This is a genomic window from Njordella calcicola (genome assembly GCF_056494125.1).
On the sequence record NZ_CM151396.1, the window covers coordinates 6,539,359 to 6,560,216 of the forward strand.

A 20,858-nucleotide genomic window follows, 5' to 3' on the forward strand; every position below is an offset into this window, starting at 1 on the left:
ATCATCCTGTAACTAACGATCGCCCTCTACTTTAACGTCTCTGAACTAGAAACTACGCTCCATGATCAAACCTTCCGATGGCACCGTCCAACTGGAAAGCATACAGAACGCTAGCAGTCGCATTCGAGATCAGCTCAGCAAAGTCATCGTAGGCCAGTTGGAAGTGGTCGACCAACTTCTGATTGCAATTTTTTCGCGAGGACACTGTTTGCTTGAGGGCGTTCCTGGTTTGGCCAAAACGCTGATGATCAGTTCGTTGGCCAAAACGATGGACCTGTCCTTCAGCCGCATTCAATTCACGCCCGATTTGATGCCCGCGGACATTACGGGAACAGAGATTATCGAAGAGAATCGATCGTCAGGCCAACGCGAACGCCGCTTTCTCGAAGGGCCGCTGTTTGCCAATGTCGTGCTCGCTGACGAAATCAATCGTACCCCCCCCAAGACGCAAGCCGCTCTGCTGGAAGCCATGCAAGAACGTACCGTCACCGTGGGTCGCAAACGGCATGAACTGACTGACCCGTTTTTCGTGTTGGCCACCCAAAACCCGATTGAACAAGAGGGCACTTATCCGCTGCCCGAAGCGCAACAAGATCGTTTCATGATGAAAGTCTTGGTACGCTACCCATCGTTTGCGGAAGAATTTGAAGTGGCTCGACGCACGACGGGTACAAGCACCGGTGTGATCGAACCGGTACTGACAGGCGAAGAGATTCTTAACCTTCAAAACTTTGTTCGCAGCATCGAGGTCAGCGAGAACGCTATTCGATACGCATTGGCGCTAGTTCGTCAAACTCGAATCGATCAGGAAGGTATCCCCGATTACGTTCGCGAGCAGATTGGCTGGGGAGCAGGCCCTCGTGCTGTCCAGTTCTTGATCCTTGGTGCTAAAACTCGAGCCGCGATGCAAGGTCGCGCCCATGTCGCGGCCGAAGATATCAAGTTTCTTGCCAAGCCCGTTCTGCGTCATCGTATTGTGGTTACCTTCGCCGCTGAGAGCGAAGGGGTCACTAGCGACAGCGTGATCGATCAATTATTGGCTGACACCCCCACCGAACAAGACGAATTGCTCCGCGATGCCCGCTTCCAAAAGATATTTGCTTCCTGAAGCAATCGCTGCGATTGGATCGATGGAGATGCGAGCCCAGCGAATTGTCAACGGCTTCCTCTCCGGCATGCATCGCAGCCCTTACTTCGGCCAATCTATAGAGTTCGTACAGCATCGGGAGTATGTGCCCGGTGATGATCTTCGACATATTGACTGGAAAGTTTGGGGACGCCAAGACCGCTTGTATATCAAACAGTATGAAGAGGACACCAACCTCCGTTGCTCCATCGTGCTGGATGCGTCAACGAGCATGGAGTACGGTCGAGGTTCTTTGAATAAGTTCGATTATGCGGCCACCATCGCTGCTTGTCTGGCCTACCTATGCTTGCGGCAACAGGACGCGGTTGGATTGTCGGTCTTCGACGACCGTGTCCGATTGCGATTGCCGTGGCGCAGCGGCCGCAAGCAAGCTCAGTCGATCTACGAATCGCTGACCACGACGCATATGTCAGAGCGAACCAACCTTAAATCCGTATTTCGTGACATCCAACAAAGCTTTCCTAAACGTGGCTTGATTGTTCTGCTCACCGATTTTCTGGGCTCTGACAAAGAGGCCCTGCGCGGCTTGGCTTCGCTTCGCAAGGCTGGCCACGATTGTTTGGTATTCCACGTGATGGACGACGACGAGCTAGACTTTCCCTTCAGCGACCCAACGCGATTTGAAGGGCTTGAAGCCACCGGCGCATTGGCGTGCAACCCACGCGCTCTGCGGGAGGGATACATGGCGTCCCTACAGACATTCCTAGAAAATACTCGCCGCACGTGCGCGGCATATGAAGCGGACTACCATTTGGTCCGCACGTCCCATCCAGTCGATGCCACCTTGACGGCATTCCTGGCTGCACGCATGGCACATTTACGAAAACGATAAAGAAGATTCGCGTATGCAATTTGTTTTTCAGAGTCTGGCTTGGGGATTCCTGCTGCTAGCAGTCCCCGTGCTGATTCATTTAATCAACCTTTTGCGTTATCAACGCTTGCAGTGGGCTGCGATGCAGTTCCTGTTGGAAAGCTATCGTCGCAATCGACGTTGGGTGTGGCTGAAACAAGCCTTGTTGCTGCTGACCAGAATGGCCGTCTTGGGTGTGCTCGTGGCCATGCTGGCGCAGTGGGTCAGCGGTGCGAAACTTCTGTCGCTACTTGGACGAACGATTACGCATCACTATGTTCTGATCGACGACAGCATGTCGATGGGGCAAACGACTCGCGATGGTTTGATCTACGAAAAAGGATTGCGAGGCATCGGCAACTTGCTGGACCGAGCCACGCAGGATGGCGGCAGTCATCAGTTAACCTTAGTTCGCTTCAGTCGAGCCGGCGTGCTTGAACAAGACTCCGACAAAGATGCACCCGCGAACCTTGACGCAGTGTCGGACATCATGGCTCGTACACTGGTGGGGAAATCTGACGAACTGCTAGGTGGAATCGCAAATCAAGGCGTTGTAGACGTCGATGTAGATGGGCAAGCAGCTTTGCAACTCACAAACGCGTTGCTCAGCAGCGCACCGGCAAACGAAAATGCGGTGGTCTATTATGTCAGCGACTTTCGTGAAAAGGACTGGAATCAACCCGGCGCTATCAAAGCCGCTTTAACCAATATCGAAAAGCAAGGGGCACGCATCGAACTGCTCGATTGCGCGGATACCAGTGCCGAGAATATCTCCTTGGTCTCATTGAGTCCCGACGAAGAAGTGCTCGCCGCTGGCGTCCCGGTGCTCTTGCGCTTGGTGGTCAAGAATCATGGCGTAAACGAAGTTCGCAATTTGAATGTCCGCGTAACAGCCTATGATTTCCAAAGCCAGCAACTCAATATCGCCTTTGATCAAGTAAGTTCAGGTCGCAGTTCGGAACTACCTGTCCTTCTAATAGACCGACTGGGGCCTGGCGAATCAACAACGCGTTCGATTCAAGTGGTCTTTCCCGAAAGCGGTTCGCACGTGGTCACGGCAGCAATTGGCGATGATGCTCTGGCTGCTGATAATCGGACGTCTTGTGTGCTGAACATTGTCAACAACCAAAAGCTACTGATCGTGGATGATTCCGCCGATCGTCGCGCGGCGACCTATCTGCGATCCGCATTAGCTCCCGGCGACATCACACGCACTGGCTGGCAAGTCGATACGCAAGCGTCGTCCTTCTTGCGCGACAATCAATTAGCGACTCTCCAAGAGTTTGCGGTCATTTTATTGGCGGATGTGAACAATCTTGACGATCGAGCTGTCCGCTCCCTGCAAGCCTATGTGGAAGCCGGTGGAGGCCTTGGCGTTTTCCCCGGTCGCAATTGGTCCGCCGCCGATGCCGTCCGTTTGTCGCAACAATTAGTCCGACGCGAAAACGGTCGCAATGGCGAGCAATCGCCCACGGGCTTAATTCCAACGACGTTCGGTTCGATTCGTGAGTTTACGCAAGCTGAAATCGATGACGATGGCTTCCAAACTTTGACTGTGGAAAAGCATCCGATCTTTGAGCCTTTGCTGAACCTATCTGCTTCGCCGTTTCAATTCGTAAGATTCTTCAAAATTGTCGAGCTTTCGGCCCCGCCCACAGGCACTGCGACGGGCTCAAGCTCAACCAATACGATGGCTGGTGGAAGGATCATTGCCAGCCTAGGTAAGAACCAACCGCTTATTATTGACCATGCAGTCGGGCAAGGACATGTTGTTGTCTTTACTACTACGATCGATCCTGCGTGGAACACTTGGGCGCAAGACCCAAGCGTGGTGGTCGTTATGCTGAAACTTTCTGGCTACCTTGCATCCTTCCGTCGTGAACCGACCAGCCAAGCAGTTACGTCGATGGTGACACACACTTTCTCACCACGTGACTATTTACCAGAAGTGGAGTTGGTCGTGCCTGGGCGAGGCAATAACACACGGCAAAGTATCCAACTGAAAGGCACCGCAATCGACGAAAGATCGATGCTCGTTCGATGGGACCCCAAGGCCATCGAGCAAGACGCCCAACAAGGACGTAACTTGAAAGCTGGCTTGCGAGAACTGTGGCTGACGTCCATCGCAAAAGGTCGAGAGGTCGTGAACTTTGCCGCAAATCCACCTGCCCGCGAAGGCGAACTGCAACATACCTCTCGAGCAGATCTTGAGGAGCGTCTACAGCCTCTGGATTTCCGCTACCAAACGCTCAACAATGCTTTGGAAGCGAATCCGTTCACCTCGGGCGCAACGCAACAAAACTGGCTCTTGGGTTTGTTGATTCTTCTGCTAATCCTTGAGCAAGCCTTTGCATATTGGGCAAGCTATCATATGCCGCAGCGAAGCAGTCCAACCAGCACTCCGACAACAGGAGTTGCTGCATGACCCCACAAACTCGCGTGTACTACGAACTCTCACGCTTAAATGCTTTAGAACATTGGTGGCACTACGCACTTCTGATCTCTATTATCGGTAGCCTAGTCGCTTATGTTTACTGGATGTATCGCCGCGATTGGGTTGAATTGCCCAGACCATTAGGCTGGTCATTGTTGTTGCTGCGCATTTTGGCGTTCACCGGACTGCTAATGTTTTTCCTAGACTTGCAAAAGCGTTCGGAACAACCTGTGGTCAAAGCGTCGCGTGTCGCTGTTTTGGTCGACAGTTCGCTGAGTATGACTTTGCCAGCAGGTGATGCCGCCAACGAGGCCAGTGAAGTCAATTCACCGCTGACTGCGCTGGACCCAAACTTCCCTCAAGAGACTCGGTTGCAGCAAGTCCAACGCAACTTCGCAAACTCCGATCTACTTGCCAGACTATCAGACCAGCATGATGTGACGGTCTACCAGTTGGGACAAGAACAACGACTTGCGCCGCTGGGAACTTTTCCCAAGCAAGGCCCAATCGATACAGGCAGTGGCTTGCCTGGCAATACCAGCGTCGACTGGACATGGCGTCGAATCGCTTGGATCGTGTGGATCGGCACTGGGCTCTTGGTTTTCGGACTGATCTCGATTGCCGGATCGATCCTACGACGCCTGCGACAACCGATAGTCCGCGGCCGTCGCCCCGACAGCTCTCGTCAATCCGCTTTATTCTCAGAGCATAATCCAGATGCATTAGCCTATCTGGCTTTAGCCGGCGTGGTGGCGGCGATGATTGGTTTGGTTTTTGTGGCGACGGCAGCCGTACGCTCTCCGGATTATCGGCTAGCGGACTTGTGGAACTGGGAGCAACCACCAGCAAAACAAGCGAGCAACACCAGCCAAGCGGCGGAGGGTCCTGCGACGAACGAATCGGAAATTGCGAATGTAGATTGGCAAACCAAACTAACCGCGCAGATCACGGACACGAGAATTGGCGACGCGATTTCCGCGATCTTGGTCCGCGAACAAAATTCGCCGCTGGCGGGAATCATTGTCTTGAGCGATGGCCAGAATAATGCTGGGTTGTCGATCGAATCCGCCAGTGGCCAAGCGTCTGCGGCGGGAGTACCGATCTTTGCTATCGGCCTAGGTTCCGCACTTGATCCGATCAACGCGAGAATCGTAGACTTGAACGCCCCCAAGCGAGTCTTTCCGGGCGATCCGTTTCGTATTGCGGCTACGGTTCAAGCATCGGGCATGGATGGAAAGTCACTTTCCGTTCAACTTCGTCGACGCGGTGGCCAACAAGAGGCCAACAGCTCGTCAAACTTTACGATCGAGCAAGAACAACTTATCCAACTGCCCGACGATGGACAGATGACAGCAGTCACTTTCGATGTAACTCCGCCAGCCATCGGAGCATACACGTACGACGTACGACTGCTCTCGCCTGCACAGGACACCAACAAAGACGACGATGCGGCAGCCTCCGATATCGAAGTCATTGAACCGAAAGCCACTGTGCTAGTGTTTGCTGGCGGCCCCACGCGAGAATACCAGTTTGTGCGCAACTTGCTCTTTCGCGATGAAACCATTCGATCGCATGTCTATTTGCAAACGGGCGGTCCCGGGATTTCACAGGAAGCGGACGAGTTGTTAACGGAGTTTCCCAGCACGGCGCAAGAGATGGCCAAATATGACTGTGTGCTGAGCTTTGACGCCAACTTCATGGACCTGGAGAAATCATCCGTTGAAGCTCTTGAGCAATGGGTCGCAAGCGGTGCAGGGGGGTTGGTGATTGTCGCAGGACCGGTCGCTACGCCAGAATGGGCGGGATCCGCTGGCAATACCGATCCGCGTGCGGCGATGATGCGAGATATGTCGCCTGTCATTCTCAACGCCCGAGGGTCACGCTTGGTATCGATGGGCCGCTTTGAATCTGAGACTGTTTGGCCGTTGAAGTTAACTAGCGAATCATCGGGAGTTGACTTCCTGGATATTGCAAATTCTCCCACATCTTCTGTAAGTGCGTGGACTGACTTTGCTGGCGTCTTCAGCTTTTATGCGACGTATGATCCGAAACCGGGAGCGACGCCTTTAATCCTGTTCTCGGACCCAACGACGACTGTAGAAGGCAAATTGCCTATTTACCTTGCGTCGCAGTTCTACGGGGGGGGGCGTGTTGTCTTTCAAGGCAGCGGCGAGATGTGGCGAATCCGCGAAGTCAACGAGAATTACTTTAATACGTACTGGACAAAATTAGTGCGATGGTCGGCCCAAGGCAGGCTGCTGCGAGACTCCGATTACGGCATGCTGCTGGTTGACAAAGAGGAAGCAATTCTGGGCGAACAGATTTCCGTCCGAGCTGTTTTGAAGGATGCGCAATTTCGCCCCATGACTTTACCAAGCGTCTCGGCGAATCTAGTGGACCCAAGCGGGCGATTGACCTCGTTGACTTTAGATCAGTTGCCTGGCACCGGACAAGCGGGCGTTTATGTGGGACAGTTCTTGCTGCGGCAGCCAGGCAAGTATCAAATCAAACTGGACTCGCGCACTGTTCCTGATGCGGCACTATCCAGGCAGGTGAATTCGCGTGTTCCAACTTTGGAGATCGAACGTCCTAAACGTAACGACCAAGCGTTATCCATGTTGAGCCAACGTACTGGTGGGTATTACTACGCTGGCGTCGCCAATGCGATAGCAGGCAATGTTTTCCCAATCGAGCCAGAACGGCGTGAGCCAGAAAATTTGTCGACAACTGGTAGCGTCATCGAAGCCACCGACCAAATTGACAAATCCCTTGTGAGTTGCATTTTAACTCGCGATCAAGTCACCTTTCTGCCAGGAGCCCCCGACCGAGTTTTCCAAGAGCGCTGGATGTTAGTCCTGATGATTAGCATAGCGAGCGTTTTGTCGTTAGAGTGGTTGCTGCGCCGACTGAGCCGACTGGCATAAGAGTACAGCTTACAACCTCCCCCAATCGCGAACCTGTTTCGTCAATATACTTTCACCATTATCCAAGTTTACCAACCGTATCCATGAGTCCAATTATTCCTCCAGCGTCCCAGCCCAAGGTTGATGAATCGCTGTCGCAACTACGACAGTTGATTCGTCGCTACTTGTCGCTGCGCGGTGTGACGTTGGTGGGCATATTCGCAATCTTGTTTTTTTGGTTCACAGGCCTCTTGGATTACGCTCCCGTTTGGTTTGGTGCCCAAGATTCGCCGAAGCTGATACGAGCTGGTTTCCTGGTTTTGGGTGCCGCTGGGCTTGGCAACCTGTTGTGGAAGTTTATTGTCCAACCTCTGGCGGCTTACTGGACCGATCGAGCCTTGGCGTTAGTGATCGAACGCAGGTACCCTCAGATCAATAGCTCACTGATAACTTACGTTGAAAACAGAGACCTCCAATCGCAGCGAACTAAGGCCGCCCTAACAAAGAATTGGGACTTGGAGACTAATCCCGAATTACAAGCTCAAGTCGCAAGCACTGCGGAATCCGCAGTTACATCGATTGATGTTTACGACATTCTGGAATGGAATCCGTTGCGTTTACAATTCGGCGCGTTGGGTGCCTTGCTCGCGATCAGCTTGCTCGGTTTCATTGCGATGCCAGACTGGACGACATTGTGGGGCAAAAGACTGTTCCTACTTTCCGATGAAGCTTGGCCTCGCCAATCATTGATCAGTGCCGACCATATCGAGATCGCCATTCCAAACTTTACCGGTGATTCGGAACGTAAGTTTTACAAGATCAATTTTGAAGAGAAAGCGGCCACTATTCCAATCGGCCAAAGTGCTCGGCTATACGCTTCAGCAAGCTTAGATGCGAAAGTGGTGCCCAGCTATTTCACGTTGAACTATCGTACGGAAGATGGCCAGTCGGGTCGCGCAAATTTAAGACGCTTGGCAGAGAACCGACGATCGCGTCGCCTGCCGTTCACTTTGGATGGAGCACCGTTTGAAAAGGTCAAGCAGTCATTGACCTTGTCACTGCGTGGCGGAGATGCCCGCGTCAGCGACCTGCAGCTCCAAACCGTACCGGCAATCACATTTGCCGACGTTCAGTTAAGCACCCAGTACCCAGACTATTTGCGACGGCGTGAGACTTCGACGTACTTGGATGGAACCCAGCCTTACCGCAACGGACTTCGATTGCCAGAAGGCACGCAGGTCACCATGCAGCTAACTGCTAACGTGGACTTAAGTCGTTGCGAATATCGGGTGATCACCCAATCGGCCAGCGGCCAAGTTCCACTGCAAGGTGACGTTGCGATCGATGGGAAAAGTTTTCAATTGCCACTCGGTGTACTAAGGCAGAACCTTTTACTCGAACTGCGAGCTTGGGATGCATTTGGCCATAGTGCCACTGAAATCAGCCAATATGTTCTTTCAATTATGGAAGACCAAGCACCAACTTCGGAACTCACGCTCGACGGCATTGGCTCATCGGTCACGCCACTTGCGAGTCTACCGATGCAAATCACCGCCCGTGACGATCATGATGTCCAAGAAGTAAAATCACGGTTAGTATTGGGCGATCGTGAACCGATATTGCAAACGGTTCGATACGATGCCAGCGGGCAGATGACCCATGAAGTTGACCTGCGCGACTTACGCGATCGCTCCAAGATCGAAGCGAACCCCGGTGAAATCATCGTGCTGTCTACGCAGGTCAATGATTTCTTTGACTTAGAAGAAACACCCCATGTCGCGACCTCCAATGCTATCCCATTGACCGTTGTGACACCCGATCAACTTTTGATTATTCTGGATCGTCGCGAGCTTGATCTGCGTAACCGGTTGGAACAAATCATCATTGAACTGAATCAATTGGAGACGATGATCGCCAAGAATTTGGAAGGCGCAGCGGGCACTGGCGACGCTGATTCGACAGTTGACGAAGACGAACCCACAGCAGGTACCGATCGTATGCGATTAGTCCGTACGCAGGAGGCAAAGATACAAGTTGAAAAGAGTAACGGTGAACTGTTAGGTATTGCAACACAGATTGCATCGCTTATCGCGGAACTACAAAACAATCGGATCGATAGTCGCGATCGCCAAGTCCGACTGGAGGAAAAGATCCGCCAGCCAATCCAAGCCGTATTAGACGCCGAACTCAAGCAATTGCTCGAGGAACTGCAGGCGACCGAAATTGACTTGAGAGATAACTCATTTCAGCCAGCCAAGGTAACTCGTTCACTTGAATTGAATGCTCAAGTGCTCGCGAACCTGAACGAAGTCCTAAAGAACATGCTAGACATCCAAGACTTTAACGAGGTGCTCGAAATGTTGCGAGAATTTATTCAAAGGCAAGAAGAGATAACCGAGAAGACCAAGCAAGAGCAGAAAAAGCGCGCTCTGGATCTGTTCAAGTAGACGCTTGCTGATATCAAGCAAGCATCTACGTATGCGTCGTAGCTTGATTGTCTACTGCATTTGCAGCGGGAGTGCAAGTTCTTTGCCGTTACGAAGGACCTTCGTAATGATCATGTCGCCTGGTTTAGTTCGCTGTGCCAAGTAGGCTAGTAGATCTCCTTCGCTCATGGCATGATTGGCTCCTGCCGCTTCGACCAGAATGTCATCAACTTGAAAACCAGCCTTTTTGGCAACTGCGTGCTCACCATATTGCCCCACATGCTTAACGCGCAAAGCCAGTTGGTTTTCTGCAATGTTTTGCTCCCGTGCAGATTGTTCCGTTAGGGACTCGAGCTTCAAGCCGCCGGTAACCATCCGCCTTAGTTCCCACGATGTAACACGCCAAGCGATATCGTCCTGCTGACGCCAGCCATCCGGCAAGTTAAGCTGGGTTTCGAATGGCGCCTGCCCATCTCTTTCGATACGAATGGCCATTGAATTCTTTTGCGTGTGATGCAGCACCCATTGAATATCCGCTGTCGACAAAATTGGTTGTCCATCGAGCATCGCAACTCGATCTCCGCGTTTGAGACCCATTTGCTCAGCGACCGAATCGTCTAAGACGCGGCGAATGCTGGAAGCTTTTCGAGGATCCATGACCATACCAAGCACTTTAGGATTTGGATAAGGGTAAAGAAGTTGTTCGGGGATAGGCTTTCCCGTGTTGCGGTAAGTCAATCGCGCCGCGTCGCTGATCTGATGACAATGAATGCAACTTTGTACTACCTTACCTTGGTAATCAAGTTTATCCGTATACTTGCCACTGAGGCTTGGAAACAATTCCGGCTGAGCAACGATTGAAGCTGGCCCCGTTTTAGCTCGAAACAGATCTAAATCATTTTGATACTCTTGGTGCCATTTCAGAGCGTGGCGTAAGGAGTCGGCAAATCCCTCGATGGAGATATCGTCTTCTGAGCGAGTTTCATGAGATCGAGTTCCATAGCGCCCGTAGATTGTCTTGTCGGCGTTCATCATGATGGCCGCCCACGACTGGTCATAGTCAAATTGGAGAAGGTTCAGATCCATCCCATTCGTAGCGATGATTCGAACGCACACAAACTGATCCAATAACGTCCCCAATACTTTGTCACGCTTAGCCACTTGCTCGTCAAGCTGCGCGCAAGCTTCGCAAGGGATGCAGCGCATAACCACCAGCAATGGTTTTCCAGATACTTTGGCAGATCGAAGTGCGGATTCGAGATCGTTATAGATCCAATTGCCGGCCTCCTCAATTTTGGATTGATCCGAGCGAACTTTGGACTCGCGATCCTGAGCCTCGCTGAAGTTCGTTATGGCGAAGAGAACCAATGCCGCTCCGAGTAAAAATGGCTTTTTCGAGATGATTCCCACCATGGGCAGACTCCGCTACAAGTACAAAGTAAATTGACAGACCATTATCACAGAACATTATCATAGCAGCCACCGTTTTCACGGGGGATGGTTGGCTGCTTTGAACTGACCAACCAATGCGTCACATTTGCGGCTTGTGAAAACCCGCTTGACATAATGCTGCTAATTGGCACACAGGAAAATCACAAAAAATAGAGGCCATTCGCTTGATTGTTCGCTTCTTAACGCATCCAATATGGATTACGTGGGATCAGGGTTATGCATTGATCTGCAAACTTCTGAAGCACGCTCGCTTCTCCGATTCAATCTCAACATCGCACACTCGCGTAATCCATGGAGCTTTCTATGCTTGGCAAATATCGAATATTTACTGCAATCACTTTATCGCTGGCCGCATGGTGCCAACCTTGCGTCTTTGCTCATGAACCGACCAAACGGCAACGGGCAGCGGAAGCCGAAAGCTTGGTTGCTGAAGCTTTGCAAGCCGAAGCCAACGGAGACTTGAACCTACGACGTACCCTACTAGTCAAAGCCGATTCGCTAGCGGGCCTCCATGCCGCAAAATGGAATATGGGCATGATCCAAGATGAAAAGGGACGGTGGAAAACATTGGAGCAAAGTGCGGATAGCGAGCCATCGAAATGGTCTACCTATGAAAATTTGCGAGCTAGCTCCGTTCGATCCATCCAATCGCAATGGAACTTGGCTGTGTGGTGTATGCGTGAGGGCATGATCCCGCAAGCTCGTGCTCACTTGCATCAAATCCTGTTGATGGATCACGATCATCGTCAAGCTCGTCTCGCTTTGGGCTATCAATGGATCAACGAGCAGTGGATTTCGCCGACGGAGATGCAACGCTTTAACGACACTCAGGTGGCTGCAAAGAATTCGCTGTCGAAGTATGGCAAACAAGTACGAACCATCGCTCGACAACTGCAAGCTTCCAATTCTCGGTTACGCAAGTTGGCTGAGGATAGCATGGTCAGCTTAACAGCCCCCGAAGCGGTGCCAGCTATCGAAGCGGTGTTTGTTAGCCACTTGGGGCTTGGCCCACACGCAGTGAATTGGCTGGCGACGATCGATACTGTAGAGGCCTCGCAGGTGATTGCAAAATATGCGGTCCTTCATCCCCAACGAGACGTCCGTGAATTAGCCTCGCAAAAGTTGAAGCAACGTCCGCTGCATGATTTTGTTCCAGACCTGTTGGCCTTGATGGCAGCTCCGATCTCATCCTCATTGACGCCGACGTTTGACGACCAAGGCATGCTGACTGGTTATACGCAATCATTGACGCAAGAGAAATTCGACCGAACCGAGCTGGTGTCTTACAATACACAGTTTCAAACCAGCGGCAGGAACTCACGCGGGCAGCGCTTTTTGGAGAGTCAAATGGAGCTCGCGTTGGATTCTAGTGCCTCGGAGCCAGCAGAGTTGCAGCAACGCGTATCGGAAGACGAAATCCGGCAGCAGAATGAATTGCTCAAAGAACGCAACACTCGCATCGGAATGGTGGTGGCGCAGGTTGCTGGTGTGTCGTACAACGGTGACGTAAAAAACTTGTGGACTTGGTGGGATCAGTATAACGAGACCGCGTATCAAGATTACAAGCCCGAGCGGTCGCAAAACTACAACCGAGAGCTATCCTTTTACGATAGCTTCGACGATGGCAACGTTGGCGAGTGTTTTGTCAAAGGCACGCCGGTGATGACCAAACAAGGGCTCAAAGCGATTGACGAAGTGTTGGCTGGCGATTTGGTTTTAAGCCGTCACATTGCGACTGGTGAACTTTCCTGGAAACCTGTGTTACGTGCGACGCGCAGGCCGCCAGAAGCAACTCGCACTCTGTCGCTGCGGGGGGAGAAACTGCAATGCACCACCGGCCACTTGTTATGGGTATCGGGACACGGATGGAAGAAGGCCAGTGAAATTCAAGCGGGCGATGTATTGCACGGTGCTCAAGAGCCAGCGGTGGTTGACGAAGTGAGCGAGGCCGAATCAGCGGAAACCTTTAACTTGGATGTCGCGGATTTTGGTACTTATTTCGTTGGCAGCAGTTTGGTACTTTCGCACGACGTGAAGCCAAGAACTGCGGTGCGAGCAACGGTTCCGGGCCTTCGATTAACCTCTGTCAAGTAAAATCCGCGCACCGAGATTGACTGAGCATTGCATCCCTCCGCCGCTTGACATTCCGTTTCGAATCACGAAAGTTAGTAGACCGCTGACGCGATTTACTAGATTTGACTGTGACTAAAACGACTGCTGGCACGAGGGACATCTTGGCTAAAAAGAAACCAAATACGACCAAAACTAAATCGGACAAAACAACCAAAGCGATCAAAGCCAAACCACCTGCGATCCGTGGCCCGATTATTCTTAAATCTGGTGAAGCGTTGGTTGAGGCAGAAGGTGCTTGGTCCGCAGCCGAACCGGAAGTGGTTATCGGCCAGTTAGATGGTCCGGTGGGATATGCGATCGCTCAGATGATTGGCAATCAAGTCAAAGGTCATTCGAAGGTCTTTGCAATATTGAATTGTGACGTCCAAATCCGACCGGTGACGGTGATGGTCAGCAAGGTCACCGTCAACAACGAGAAGTACACCAACATCTTGATGGGCACCGTACAAGCCGCGATCGCACATGGTGTTCTGGACGCGGTTCGCGAAGGGCATATTCCGAAATCGATGGCCAATGAGTTGGGAATCATTGTGTCTGTTTGGCTAGATCCTAGCGTGGTGAAGGAAGAGTACGATCCTAATGTCTTGTTCACCACACATCGCGCGGCCACTACCAAAGCGATTGCCAAAGCAATGAGTGACGAACCTAACATCGACTGGCTGCTGGAGAACCAAGACAAGATCCCTCACTTCTTTCATCAGATGGCCGTCAATGGTGAGTTATGAGGACGCTTTTGCTGCGAAGCATAGATCGATAATTTTCGTTTAACCGTCAGTCGCAGGCGTACGCAGATATTTTCGTTTAACCGTCAGCCATAGGCGTACGTAGTTAATTTCGTTTAACCGTCAGCCGTAGGCGTACGTAGTTAAGGATAAGCTTTGGAGTAGCCAAGCGACCTTGGGCAGAGGAGAAGAGCTTGTAGTACGGCCTTTGGGCGGAAGTGATGGCAGCGGTAATTCCGGCTAAAGCCGGGACTACGAACGGCAGCGACCGGCTTAGTTCAGATCTTTCTCCAAGATCTCGCGAATGCGGTCCGACGCTTGGCCGTCACCGTATGGATTGCTCAACTGTGAACGACGATCATATTCGGCTTGATCAGTCAGCAGTACGGCAGACTCCGTCAAGATTTTGTCGATGTCAGTGCCGACCAGCTTGCACGTCCCAGCTTGGATGGCCTCCGGTCGCTCCGTCGATTCTCGCATGACTAGCACTGGCTTGCCCAGCGATGGAGCTTCTTCCTGAACACCACCCGAATCGGTTAGCAGGAATGTGCAGCGATTCATCAGATATACAAAGGGCTCGTAAGACGCAGGCTCAATCAATTCGATGCGTGGGTGGTTTGACAGTAACCGTTGTACTGGCTCGCGAACATTAGGATTCAAGTGGACTGGATACAGCACGCCTAGGTCGCTGTACTGATCAACCAATGCGCGGATCGACTTACAAATGTTTTCAAAGCCATCGCCGAAGGATTCACGTCGATGGCCGGTGACCAAGATCCACTTTGACGTTGGGTTGTCGACAAAGTCAGCTCGAAACCTAGCCGAGATCGCCAGACCATCTAGTACATCGATACCTGCTTGCGATTGCTCCTCCAGTTTTTCACGCATCCACAGCAATGCATCGACGACCGTATTGCCTGTAACATGCACGTTAGCTGCAGTAATGTTTTCACGCAGCAAGTTCGCTTTCGAAACGTCGGTGGGGCAGAAGTGCCAACGAGCCAGCGGGCTAGTCAAGCGGCGGTTCATCTCTTCCGGAAACGGCGATTCAATCGTCCCAGTTCGCAGGCCGGCTTCGACATGCCCTATTGGAATACGTTGATAGAAAGCGGCGATTGAAGTACCTAAGACAGTTGTCGTGTCGCCTTGGGCGAGAATGGCATCGACGGGATTCTCCTTTAGCCAATTGGACACGGCCACAATCACGCGGGCTGTCAGGTCCGGCAGCGTTTGCCCAGGCTGCATGAGGTCGAGATCTGCATCGGGCCTGATTCCAAAGACACCGAGTGTTTGGTCCAGCATTTGTCGATGCTGAGCGGTAGCTAATAAGATCGGCTCGATTGAAGCCGACTGCTTTAAGGCAAAATAAACTGGAGCGATCTTGATGGCTTCCGGTCGCGTTCCGACGACCAGAGCAACTTTCTTTTTGGGCATGAGTGAGCTGAGGAGGTTTGTGAGTCTTCGTTTAACCGTTAGCGTAAAGTATTGAGCGAGTGCGAAGTATTCGTTGAACCGTCAGCCGCAGGCGTACGCGAAAGAGACCGCGCGTAAGCCTACGCCTGACGGTTAAACGACAATGGCGTTTACTACGATTCCAAGATTCGCAGCGGCATGTCACTGCCGGGATTCTGGATCTGTAAGCTCGCTTTCCCGCTCAGCAGATCGTCTAAAACCCGTCCAACGATCTTGGCCCGCCAACCTTGCAACAAGGTCGGCACGCTACCATTCTGATTACGATGTGTCGTAAGTCGATAGCTAACAAATTCTTTTAGGTCATCTGAAGTGCCAACGATCGACGGTGCGATGCTTTTTCGACGACAAACGCAGGATAAAGCGGACGCCAAGTACTGGATCAGCATCGGCGAGGGCTGGACACGATACGTCTTTTGTTTGGCGGGCCATTCGGGCAGTTCGTGGGACTTCGCCTCTTCGATGACCTCCGAGAGAACGTCCAACTGATGCTTCAGGTTCCGTTGCTCCATCCCCCGCAGGCTGGCCATTCGCCGGACGTCGGAAGATTTACGTTTGGCCAGTTCCACGACCAGATCGTCTCGCAGCACGCGTCGGGCGGGTTGATTTCGCCGTTGGCTTTCCGCCTCACGCCATCGCCAAAGAGCCACGGCAATGGCCAGCGACTGGCCGCTCAGCGACTGGATACCTGACATTCGATGCCACTGTTCGTCGGCCTCGAACATCACCAAGTTCTTCTGGCGTGTCAACGATTCTTCGTCCAGCCAATCTAAACGCGATTCGGCATCCAAGCGATCGAAGAGTGCGTCATAAATTTCTGGTAGGTCTCGGACATCTTGGATCGCATACTTCAATTGTTGGCCGCTCAATGGCCGCCGTCGCCAATCGCTGCGAGTTTCTTCTTTGTCCAGTAGTGTTCCCAACATACGATTGACGAGATTTGCATACGAAATAGGGAACTCGTAGCCGAGGAATCCGGCGGCCAGTTGCACATCGAACAGGCCTGGGATCACTTGCCCGGTCGCTCGAATGCAAAACAGGCACTCTTCGCGACCAGCGTGAACCACAATGGTTTTATCGGGATCAATGATTTGATTCCAGAATGTGTCCAAGGGGCCGCTGGTGTAGGGGTCGATGATGGCCAGTTCGTCCCGCGTCGCTACTTGGATAAGGCACAATTCGGGCTTGTACGAATCCTCGGCGACAAATTCGGTGTCGAAGGCAATCAACTGCGTTTGTTCCAGATGTTCGCAGAATTCTTGAAGCTGCCCTGGCGATTCGATGTAATGGGGATTCACTCGGAGTTATTGGATCAAGGTAGGTATAAGCGGGTTTGACGGGATCTTGTCCGCGGGAGGAACGTATTTCAGAACAAGAGTACTTCGAAATGATACGGAATCATTTAGATTATTCCAATCGCTCTGCGATGCAAAGCCGCGTTTTGCTCTCACTTGCCGTTAATTGGTGCTTAAATCGATGCAAAATCAAGTCTCCGCCGCTGAAAAACCGGTTGCTGGTTGTGATCATGTGGCACTAGAGAACTGCGAGATTTTCCCCGCCCACATCCCTCGACATGCGGTGCTGGTCAGCGTGCGGAGCGCGGAAGAATTCGAGCTGGCACAAAACGCGGGCGTGGCATGGATCGATGTGAAGGAGCCCGCACACGGTTCGCTGGGCTGTCCGTCCGCCCGTCAAGTGGAACTGGTACTGGCAAGCTATGTCGAATTGCAGCACCGGACGTCGGCCGCTCTGGCAAGCGGTCAACTGCCTCAGTTGAGTCTCGCTCTGGGCGATTTGGAAGACCACGCCGATCTGCCGCTGGATCCAAAGCTTTTGAAAGATTTTTCGCTGGTCAAAGTCGGCATTCGCGACATTCGCGCGACGGAGTTTGTCTGCCAGCGTCTGGCTCGATGGCAATCCCAGTCAGCATGTGCAGATCGCTTTGTCCTGGTCCATTACCCGGACGCTCGTCAAGACGCGATGGCTGATTGGAATTCGGCTTTGCAAGTCGCTGGTGTCTGCGGGATCTCCGCCATCTTGATCGACACTTTGCACAAAAACGGTCGCTCGACTTTCGCGTACTATAGTCCGGCGACATTGGCTGCGATGATCGCCGCAGCCCAGCAGCAAGGTCGCGCAGTCTTCCTCGCTGGCTCGTTGCGGCTGGCCGATATCGCTACAGCTTGGCGGACAGGAGCAAAAATAATCGGAATTCGCTCTGCAGTTTGTGCCGGAAACTCTCGCGTCCAAGCTATCGATGCTGGTAGACTACAGGCATTGGCTTCCATCTGGTCTTGAGATCATTGGTTAAAGGAAATAACTGTGTCATCCGGCAGCGAACGAGAACGACCCACTGGCATCATTGTCCAAGGGACACGCGTGGTCGGATCTGTCTACATTCCCGATGCCAACGATGAATTCATCAAGCAGTTCAATTACTGCTACGGTCCCATGCGCATGGAATGCTCGCGTTTGGAAACGGACGCGGATGTGGATCGCAAGAAGAAAGAAGAGCGATTTCGCCTGCCGACTTGGTCGCGCCAATTGTGGGACCCTCAACCAACGACCTACCATCAACAGCCATAATCGAAGTTGTCGCAGTTATTCTCGTACCAGCGTCGAGTAGAGTTCGCGGATACCGACGCTGCTGGCATTGCCCATTTCTCCTCGCTTATCCAATATATGGAATCGGCCGAACACGCGTTGCTGCGCACGTTAGGATTGTCGGTCATGAGCCATGCCACGCGGGCGGCTCACCTGCCTACCGAGTCTGTTGCCTCACAAAGCGACGGAGAACTGGAAGATCTTTCGTGGCCGAGGGTGAAAGTAGAAGTTGACTTCAGCGGAGCCGCTTATTTTGAAGATCTCTTGCAGATCGACGTTTCCATTATCAAGCTCGGCCGCTCTAGCTTGCAATACGAGTTCCGCGTCCATCGAGCGCGCGAGCAAGAAGCCAATCAAGTCATTGCGACTGGTCGATTTACGACCGTCTGCTGCAAGGTCGTACGCGGCCAACCGCTCAAGTCGGTCGAGATTCCGCTGGCCTTACGTACAAAGTTCCAGCCTTTTGTACTGATTCAAGCCTCACCTAACGCTGACGATCTACGCAACGTGCAGGCCTCTCCCAATCGTTAAATTTCAGCGAAGCAAGCATCCCGTTTCAAACTTTGACGGTTCTTCCGATTGCTCTGCTGCTGACGATTGGTATGCCTGAAAATTGCATCCAACCTCTATTTTGAACCGTCGTCTTGTTCCGATTGTCATAGTTGTGGCGATCGTGTGCTCTGAAAGCACGCCTCGTCCTTTACGCTTCGTATCAAGGATACTGCGAATCTCGATGAGCAAGTTTCGAAACAGGCGAGTTCTCCGATGGCTGATCTGTGGCAGTTGTTTGGCTGCCCCACAGGTTGTCGCTTATTCGCAACAGCCATCCGAGGACGTTGCTCATGCAATCGGTTGGCGTACGGTCCACAATCCAATGACCGTTGCGCTCCCTGAAGTCCGCTTGGTAGCTGGCGAGCAGTCTACTCCACGCTCCGCCCCACAAGCTTCTCCACCAGCCCCACAGACTGCCTGGTCGTCACACTCCAACAGCGTGCAGTTAGGCTTCCCAATCGCCGCGACTGCAGAAACATGGCAGCGGGATCCTATCCCAAGTTCGCCTTGGCAAGAAGACCGCGCGCCTCAGCCGAACGCCCAGCGGAGCGTCAATCCGCAAGTGCAAGTGCAAATGCAATCGCAATCGCAAATGCAAATGCAATCGCAGATACAACCATCCCGTCCAGCGTCTCACGCGCAGCCACAGTTCCATTCGCCAGCCACCGCTGCAAGCACTCCGCGGTTCATCGAACAGCCAACTCAGCCCAGCGCAAGCGGTAGCGTTCGTGAATCGCACCCAGCGGCTCCTTATAACGTGACACCCAGCCCGCAGTCCATTCAGCCCGGCAGTGCAACGTCGACATTCGAACTAGAGATCAACGGCCCGCTGTCCCAGCAGTCGCCTGCTTCTCCCCAGTTTCGCACAGCGTCGCTTCAACCCTGGGGCAGCGTCCCCAACTCGGGAGTTGTCGTGCAGGATTACACGCTGCCCACGATGCCGATTCACGCCAGCAACGGTACGCCAGCCCAGTTGGCTTCGCAGTCCAGCATGGTCCCAGTACAAAGTGTTGCACCGGAAGCAAACGCCCCTACCTTACCTGCTGCATCAGTTGCTTCGGTGCAACCGAGCGTAGACTTTCAGACTCAGCGCCAGCAAGCAGAACTTGAGCGTCGTGAGACGATTGCCAAGCAAGTCAGCCAACAATTGCTTAGCGCGCCAGAACGACGCACTGCACCGCCCAAGCCGATTGAGAATCCACGTGGTTGGGCGGCAGTTGAGGAAGACTTGCGGAAACATTTGCGATCCTGTGACGACTTGTTACGTCGCGGGGCGATCCAGAGCGCGCGGGAAGAAGTGCTAATGGGATTGCGTGCGCTCTACCGAGCGATCGATAGTCGAGATGGAAGCTGGTACAGCGAACCGGCGTTGACCAAAGCGATGACCGCTTTCGACGAAGAAAAAGACTTTCATCACAGCCGATCGGGATCCGTCGGCGACTCGTTGGTTGCTGGCCATCAAACGCCCGTGCTACGAAACACTTCGACCACGAACTTAGCCCCAACGGTCGCTGCTCAGCACTATCGAGCGTACGCCAAGCAGCAATTATTGATCGCTTCGCAAGGGCACCCTTGGGCGGCGGATTTATACTATGCCTTAGGGAAAACGTTCGAGTATGAGTCCGACGCCAATGTGGAACGTTCGGTTATGCTCCGCGAACAAGCCATTGCTTGTTATCAAGCGGCTTTGTCGGTGCAAAAGAATCATGGTGACGCCGCAAATCAACTTGGCTATTCCTTATTAAAAGTCGATCGAGCGCGCGAAGCAGAGATTGCGTTAACCACCGCTATCCATGTCTCACCGTCGCCGCAGGCATGGAAGAATCTGGCCGAAGTGTATCGTCGTGGAGGCGATCAGGGCCGCGCGGAGTATGCAGTGCAGCAAGCGGTTGCCTTGGAACAGAATGTTGCTCGCATGCCAAATGGCCAGCCCATTCCGGATGTGGTCGAACTGTCGCCAGAACAGTTCGCGCAACTGAGCCCCAATGTTATGCAAGGTTCCGCTCCGAATCCCAGTTGGGTTGGGCAGAACTACGCGACCGCGTCCGTCATCGGAACGCAGCCACCTGCTCACTCAAATGCAGCTTCGCCACCGAACAATGCAAGCACGAATGTTGCGGCGAAACCGAGCAAGATGGAAGCCTTCAAGAATCTGTTTCGATAGC

14 protein-coding genes are annotated in these 20,858 nt (G+C 52.7%); 11 read left to right on the forward strand and 3 right to left on the reverse strand.

All coding sequences use genetic code 11. From position 1 onward, the window contains the following. The first annotated feature begins 61 nt into the window (after positions 1-61). From SH302x_RS25230 to SH302x_RS25250, 5 genes are all read left to right on the forward strand, one after another. On the forward strand, positions 62-1,108 hold the full coding sequence (locus SH302x_RS25230; RefSeq protein WP_479365736.1) for an AAA family ATPase: 1,047 nt from the start codon (positions 62-64) through the stop codon (positions 1,106-1,108). After that, positions 1,077-1,979, forward strand: a complete 903-nt coding sequence (locus tag SH302x_RS25235) for a DUF58 domain-containing protein (protein WP_479365737.1) — start codon at positions 1,077-1,079, stop codon at positions 1,977-1,979. Before SH302x_RS25230 ends, SH302x_RS25235 begins: the two co-directional genes overlap by 32 nt. A 13-nt stretch (positions 1,980-1,992) precedes the next feature. Next, complete coding sequence (locus tag SH302x_RS25240; protein ID WP_479365738.1) at positions 1,993-4,422, forward strand: BatA domain-containing protein; 2,430 nt, start codon at positions 1,993-1,995, stop codon at positions 4,420-4,422. Next, the gene (locus SH302x_RS25245) at positions 4,419-7,355 is read left to right on the forward strand and encodes a hypothetical protein (RefSeq protein ID WP_479365739.1); all 2,937 of its coding nucleotides are present in this window, start codon (positions 4,419-4,421) and stop codon (positions 7,353-7,355) included. The genes SH302x_RS25240 and SH302x_RS25245 overlap by 4 nt, the downstream gene beginning before the upstream one ends. 83 nt (positions 7,356-7,438) lie before the next feature. Further along, positions 7,439-9,781 carry a hypothetical protein gene (locus SH302x_RS25250; RefSeq protein ID WP_479365740.1) on the forward strand — a complete coding sequence of 781 codons (2,343 nt, stop codon included), beginning with the start codon at positions 7,439-7,441 and terminating at the stop codon, positions 9,779-9,781. Between the two features lie 51 nt (positions 9,782-9,832). On the opposite strand, the gene SH302x_RS25255 is transcribed toward SH302x_RS25250, so the two are convergent. Next, complete coding sequence (locus SH302x_RS25255) at positions 9,833-11,173, reverse strand: Trx7/PDZ domain-containing (seleno)protein (protein ID WP_479365741.1); 1,341 nt, start codon at positions 11,171-11,173, stop codon at positions 9,833-9,835. Between the two features lie 342 nt (positions 11,174-11,515). On the opposite strand from SH302x_RS25255, the gene SH302x_RS25260 reads away from it, so the two are divergent. Continuing rightward, positions 11,516-13,306: a Hint domain-containing protein gene (locus tag SH302x_RS25260; RefSeq protein WP_479365743.1), complete on the forward strand. Its 1,791-nt coding sequence runs from the start codon at positions 11,516-11,518 to the stop codon at positions 13,304-13,306. Between the two features lie 140 nt (positions 13,307-13,446). Further along, entirely contained in the window at positions 13,447-14,070 is a 624-nt protein-coding gene (locus tag SH302x_RS25265; RefSeq protein WP_479365745.1) for a formaldehyde-activating enzyme, read from the forward strand. A 270-nt stretch (positions 14,071-14,340) separates the two neighbouring features. Here the strand turns inward: SH302x_RS25265 and wecB are convergent, their stop codons facing one another. Together wecB and SH302x_RS25275 are read right to left on the reverse strand one after the other, a co-directional pair. Further along, a complete protein-coding gene (gene wecB, locus SH302x_RS25270; RefSeq protein WP_479365747.1) occupies positions 14,341-15,501 on the reverse strand; it encodes a non-hydrolyzing UDP-N-acetylglucosamine 2-epimerase in 1,161 nt (386 codons plus the stop codon). Between the two features lie 152 nt (positions 15,502-15,653). Beyond that, complete coding sequence (locus SH302x_RS25275) at positions 15,654-16,835, reverse strand: ribonuclease D (protein ID WP_479365749.1); 1,182 nt, start codon at positions 16,833-16,835, stop codon at positions 15,654-15,656. A 178-nt stretch (positions 16,836-17,013) separates the two neighbouring features. Here SH302x_RS25275 and SH302x_RS25280 point away from each other — a divergent pair, with 178 nt between their 5' ends. From SH302x_RS25280 to SH302x_RS25295, 4 genes are all read left to right on the forward strand, one after another. After that, entirely contained in the window at positions 17,014-17,835 is an 822-nt protein-coding gene (locus SH302x_RS25280; RefSeq protein ID WP_479365750.1) for a (5-formylfuran-3-yl)methyl phosphate synthase, read from the forward strand. A gap of 24 nt (positions 17,836-17,859) precedes the next feature. Next, positions 17,860-18,123, forward strand: coding sequence for a hypothetical protein (locus SH302x_RS25285; protein ID WP_479365752.1), 264 nt, complete (start codon positions 17,860-17,862; stop codon positions 18,121-18,123). Between the two features lie 6 nt (positions 18,124-18,129). Further along, entirely contained in the window at positions 18,130-18,672 is a 543-nt protein-coding gene (locus SH302x_RS25290; RefSeq protein ID WP_479365754.1) for an acyl-CoA thioesterase, read from the forward strand. A 202-nt stretch (positions 18,673-18,874) separates the two neighbouring features. Then, on the forward strand, positions 18,875-20,857 hold the full coding sequence (locus tag SH302x_RS25295) for a tetratricopeptide repeat protein (RefSeq protein WP_479365756.1): 1,983 nt from the start codon (positions 18,875-18,877) through the stop codon (positions 20,855-20,857). Position 20,858 lies beyond the last annotated feature (1 nt).

Bases quoted from the DNA above. Each gene is read 5' to 3' on its own strand.
- SH302x_RS25240 (WP_479365738.1), top strand. From the start codon at position 1,993: ATGCAATTTGTTTTTCAGAGTCTGGCTTGGGGATTCCTGCTGCTAGCA.
- SH302x_RS25250 (WP_479365740.1), top strand. From the start codon at position 7,439: ATGAGTCCAATTATTCCTCCAGCGTCCCAGCCCAAGGTTGATGAATCG.
- SH302x_RS25280 (WP_479365750.1), top strand. From the start codon at position 17,014: ATGCAAAATCAAGTCTCCGCCGCTGAAAAACCGGTTGCTGGTTGTGAT.
- SH302x_RS25255 (WP_479365741.1), bottom strand. From the start codon at position 11,173: ATGGTGGGAATCATCTCGAAAAAGCCATTTTTACTCGGAGCGGCATTG.
- SH302x_RS25235 (WP_479365737.1), top strand. From the start codon at position 1,077: ATGCCCGCTTCCAAAAGATATTTGCTTCCTGAAGCAATCGCTGCGATT.
- SH302x_RS25245 (WP_479365739.1), top strand. From the start codon at position 4,419: ATGACCCCACAAACTCGCGTGTACTACGAACTCTCACGCTTAAATGCT.
- SH302x_RS25260 (WP_479365743.1), top strand. From the start codon at position 11,516: ATGCTTGGCAAATATCGAATATTTACTGCAATCACTTTATCGCTGGCC.
- SH302x_RS25295 (WP_479365756.1), top strand. From the start codon at position 18,875: ATGAGCAAGTTTCGAAACAGGCGAGTTCTCCGATGGCTGATCTGTGGC.
- SH302x_RS25230 (WP_479365736.1), top strand. From the start codon at position 62: ATGATCAAACCTTCCGATGGCACCGTCCAACTGGAAAGCATACAGAAC.
- wecB (WP_479365747.1), bottom strand. From the start codon at position 15,501: ATGCCCAAAAAGAAAGTTGCTCTGGTCGTCGGAACGCGACCGGAAGCC.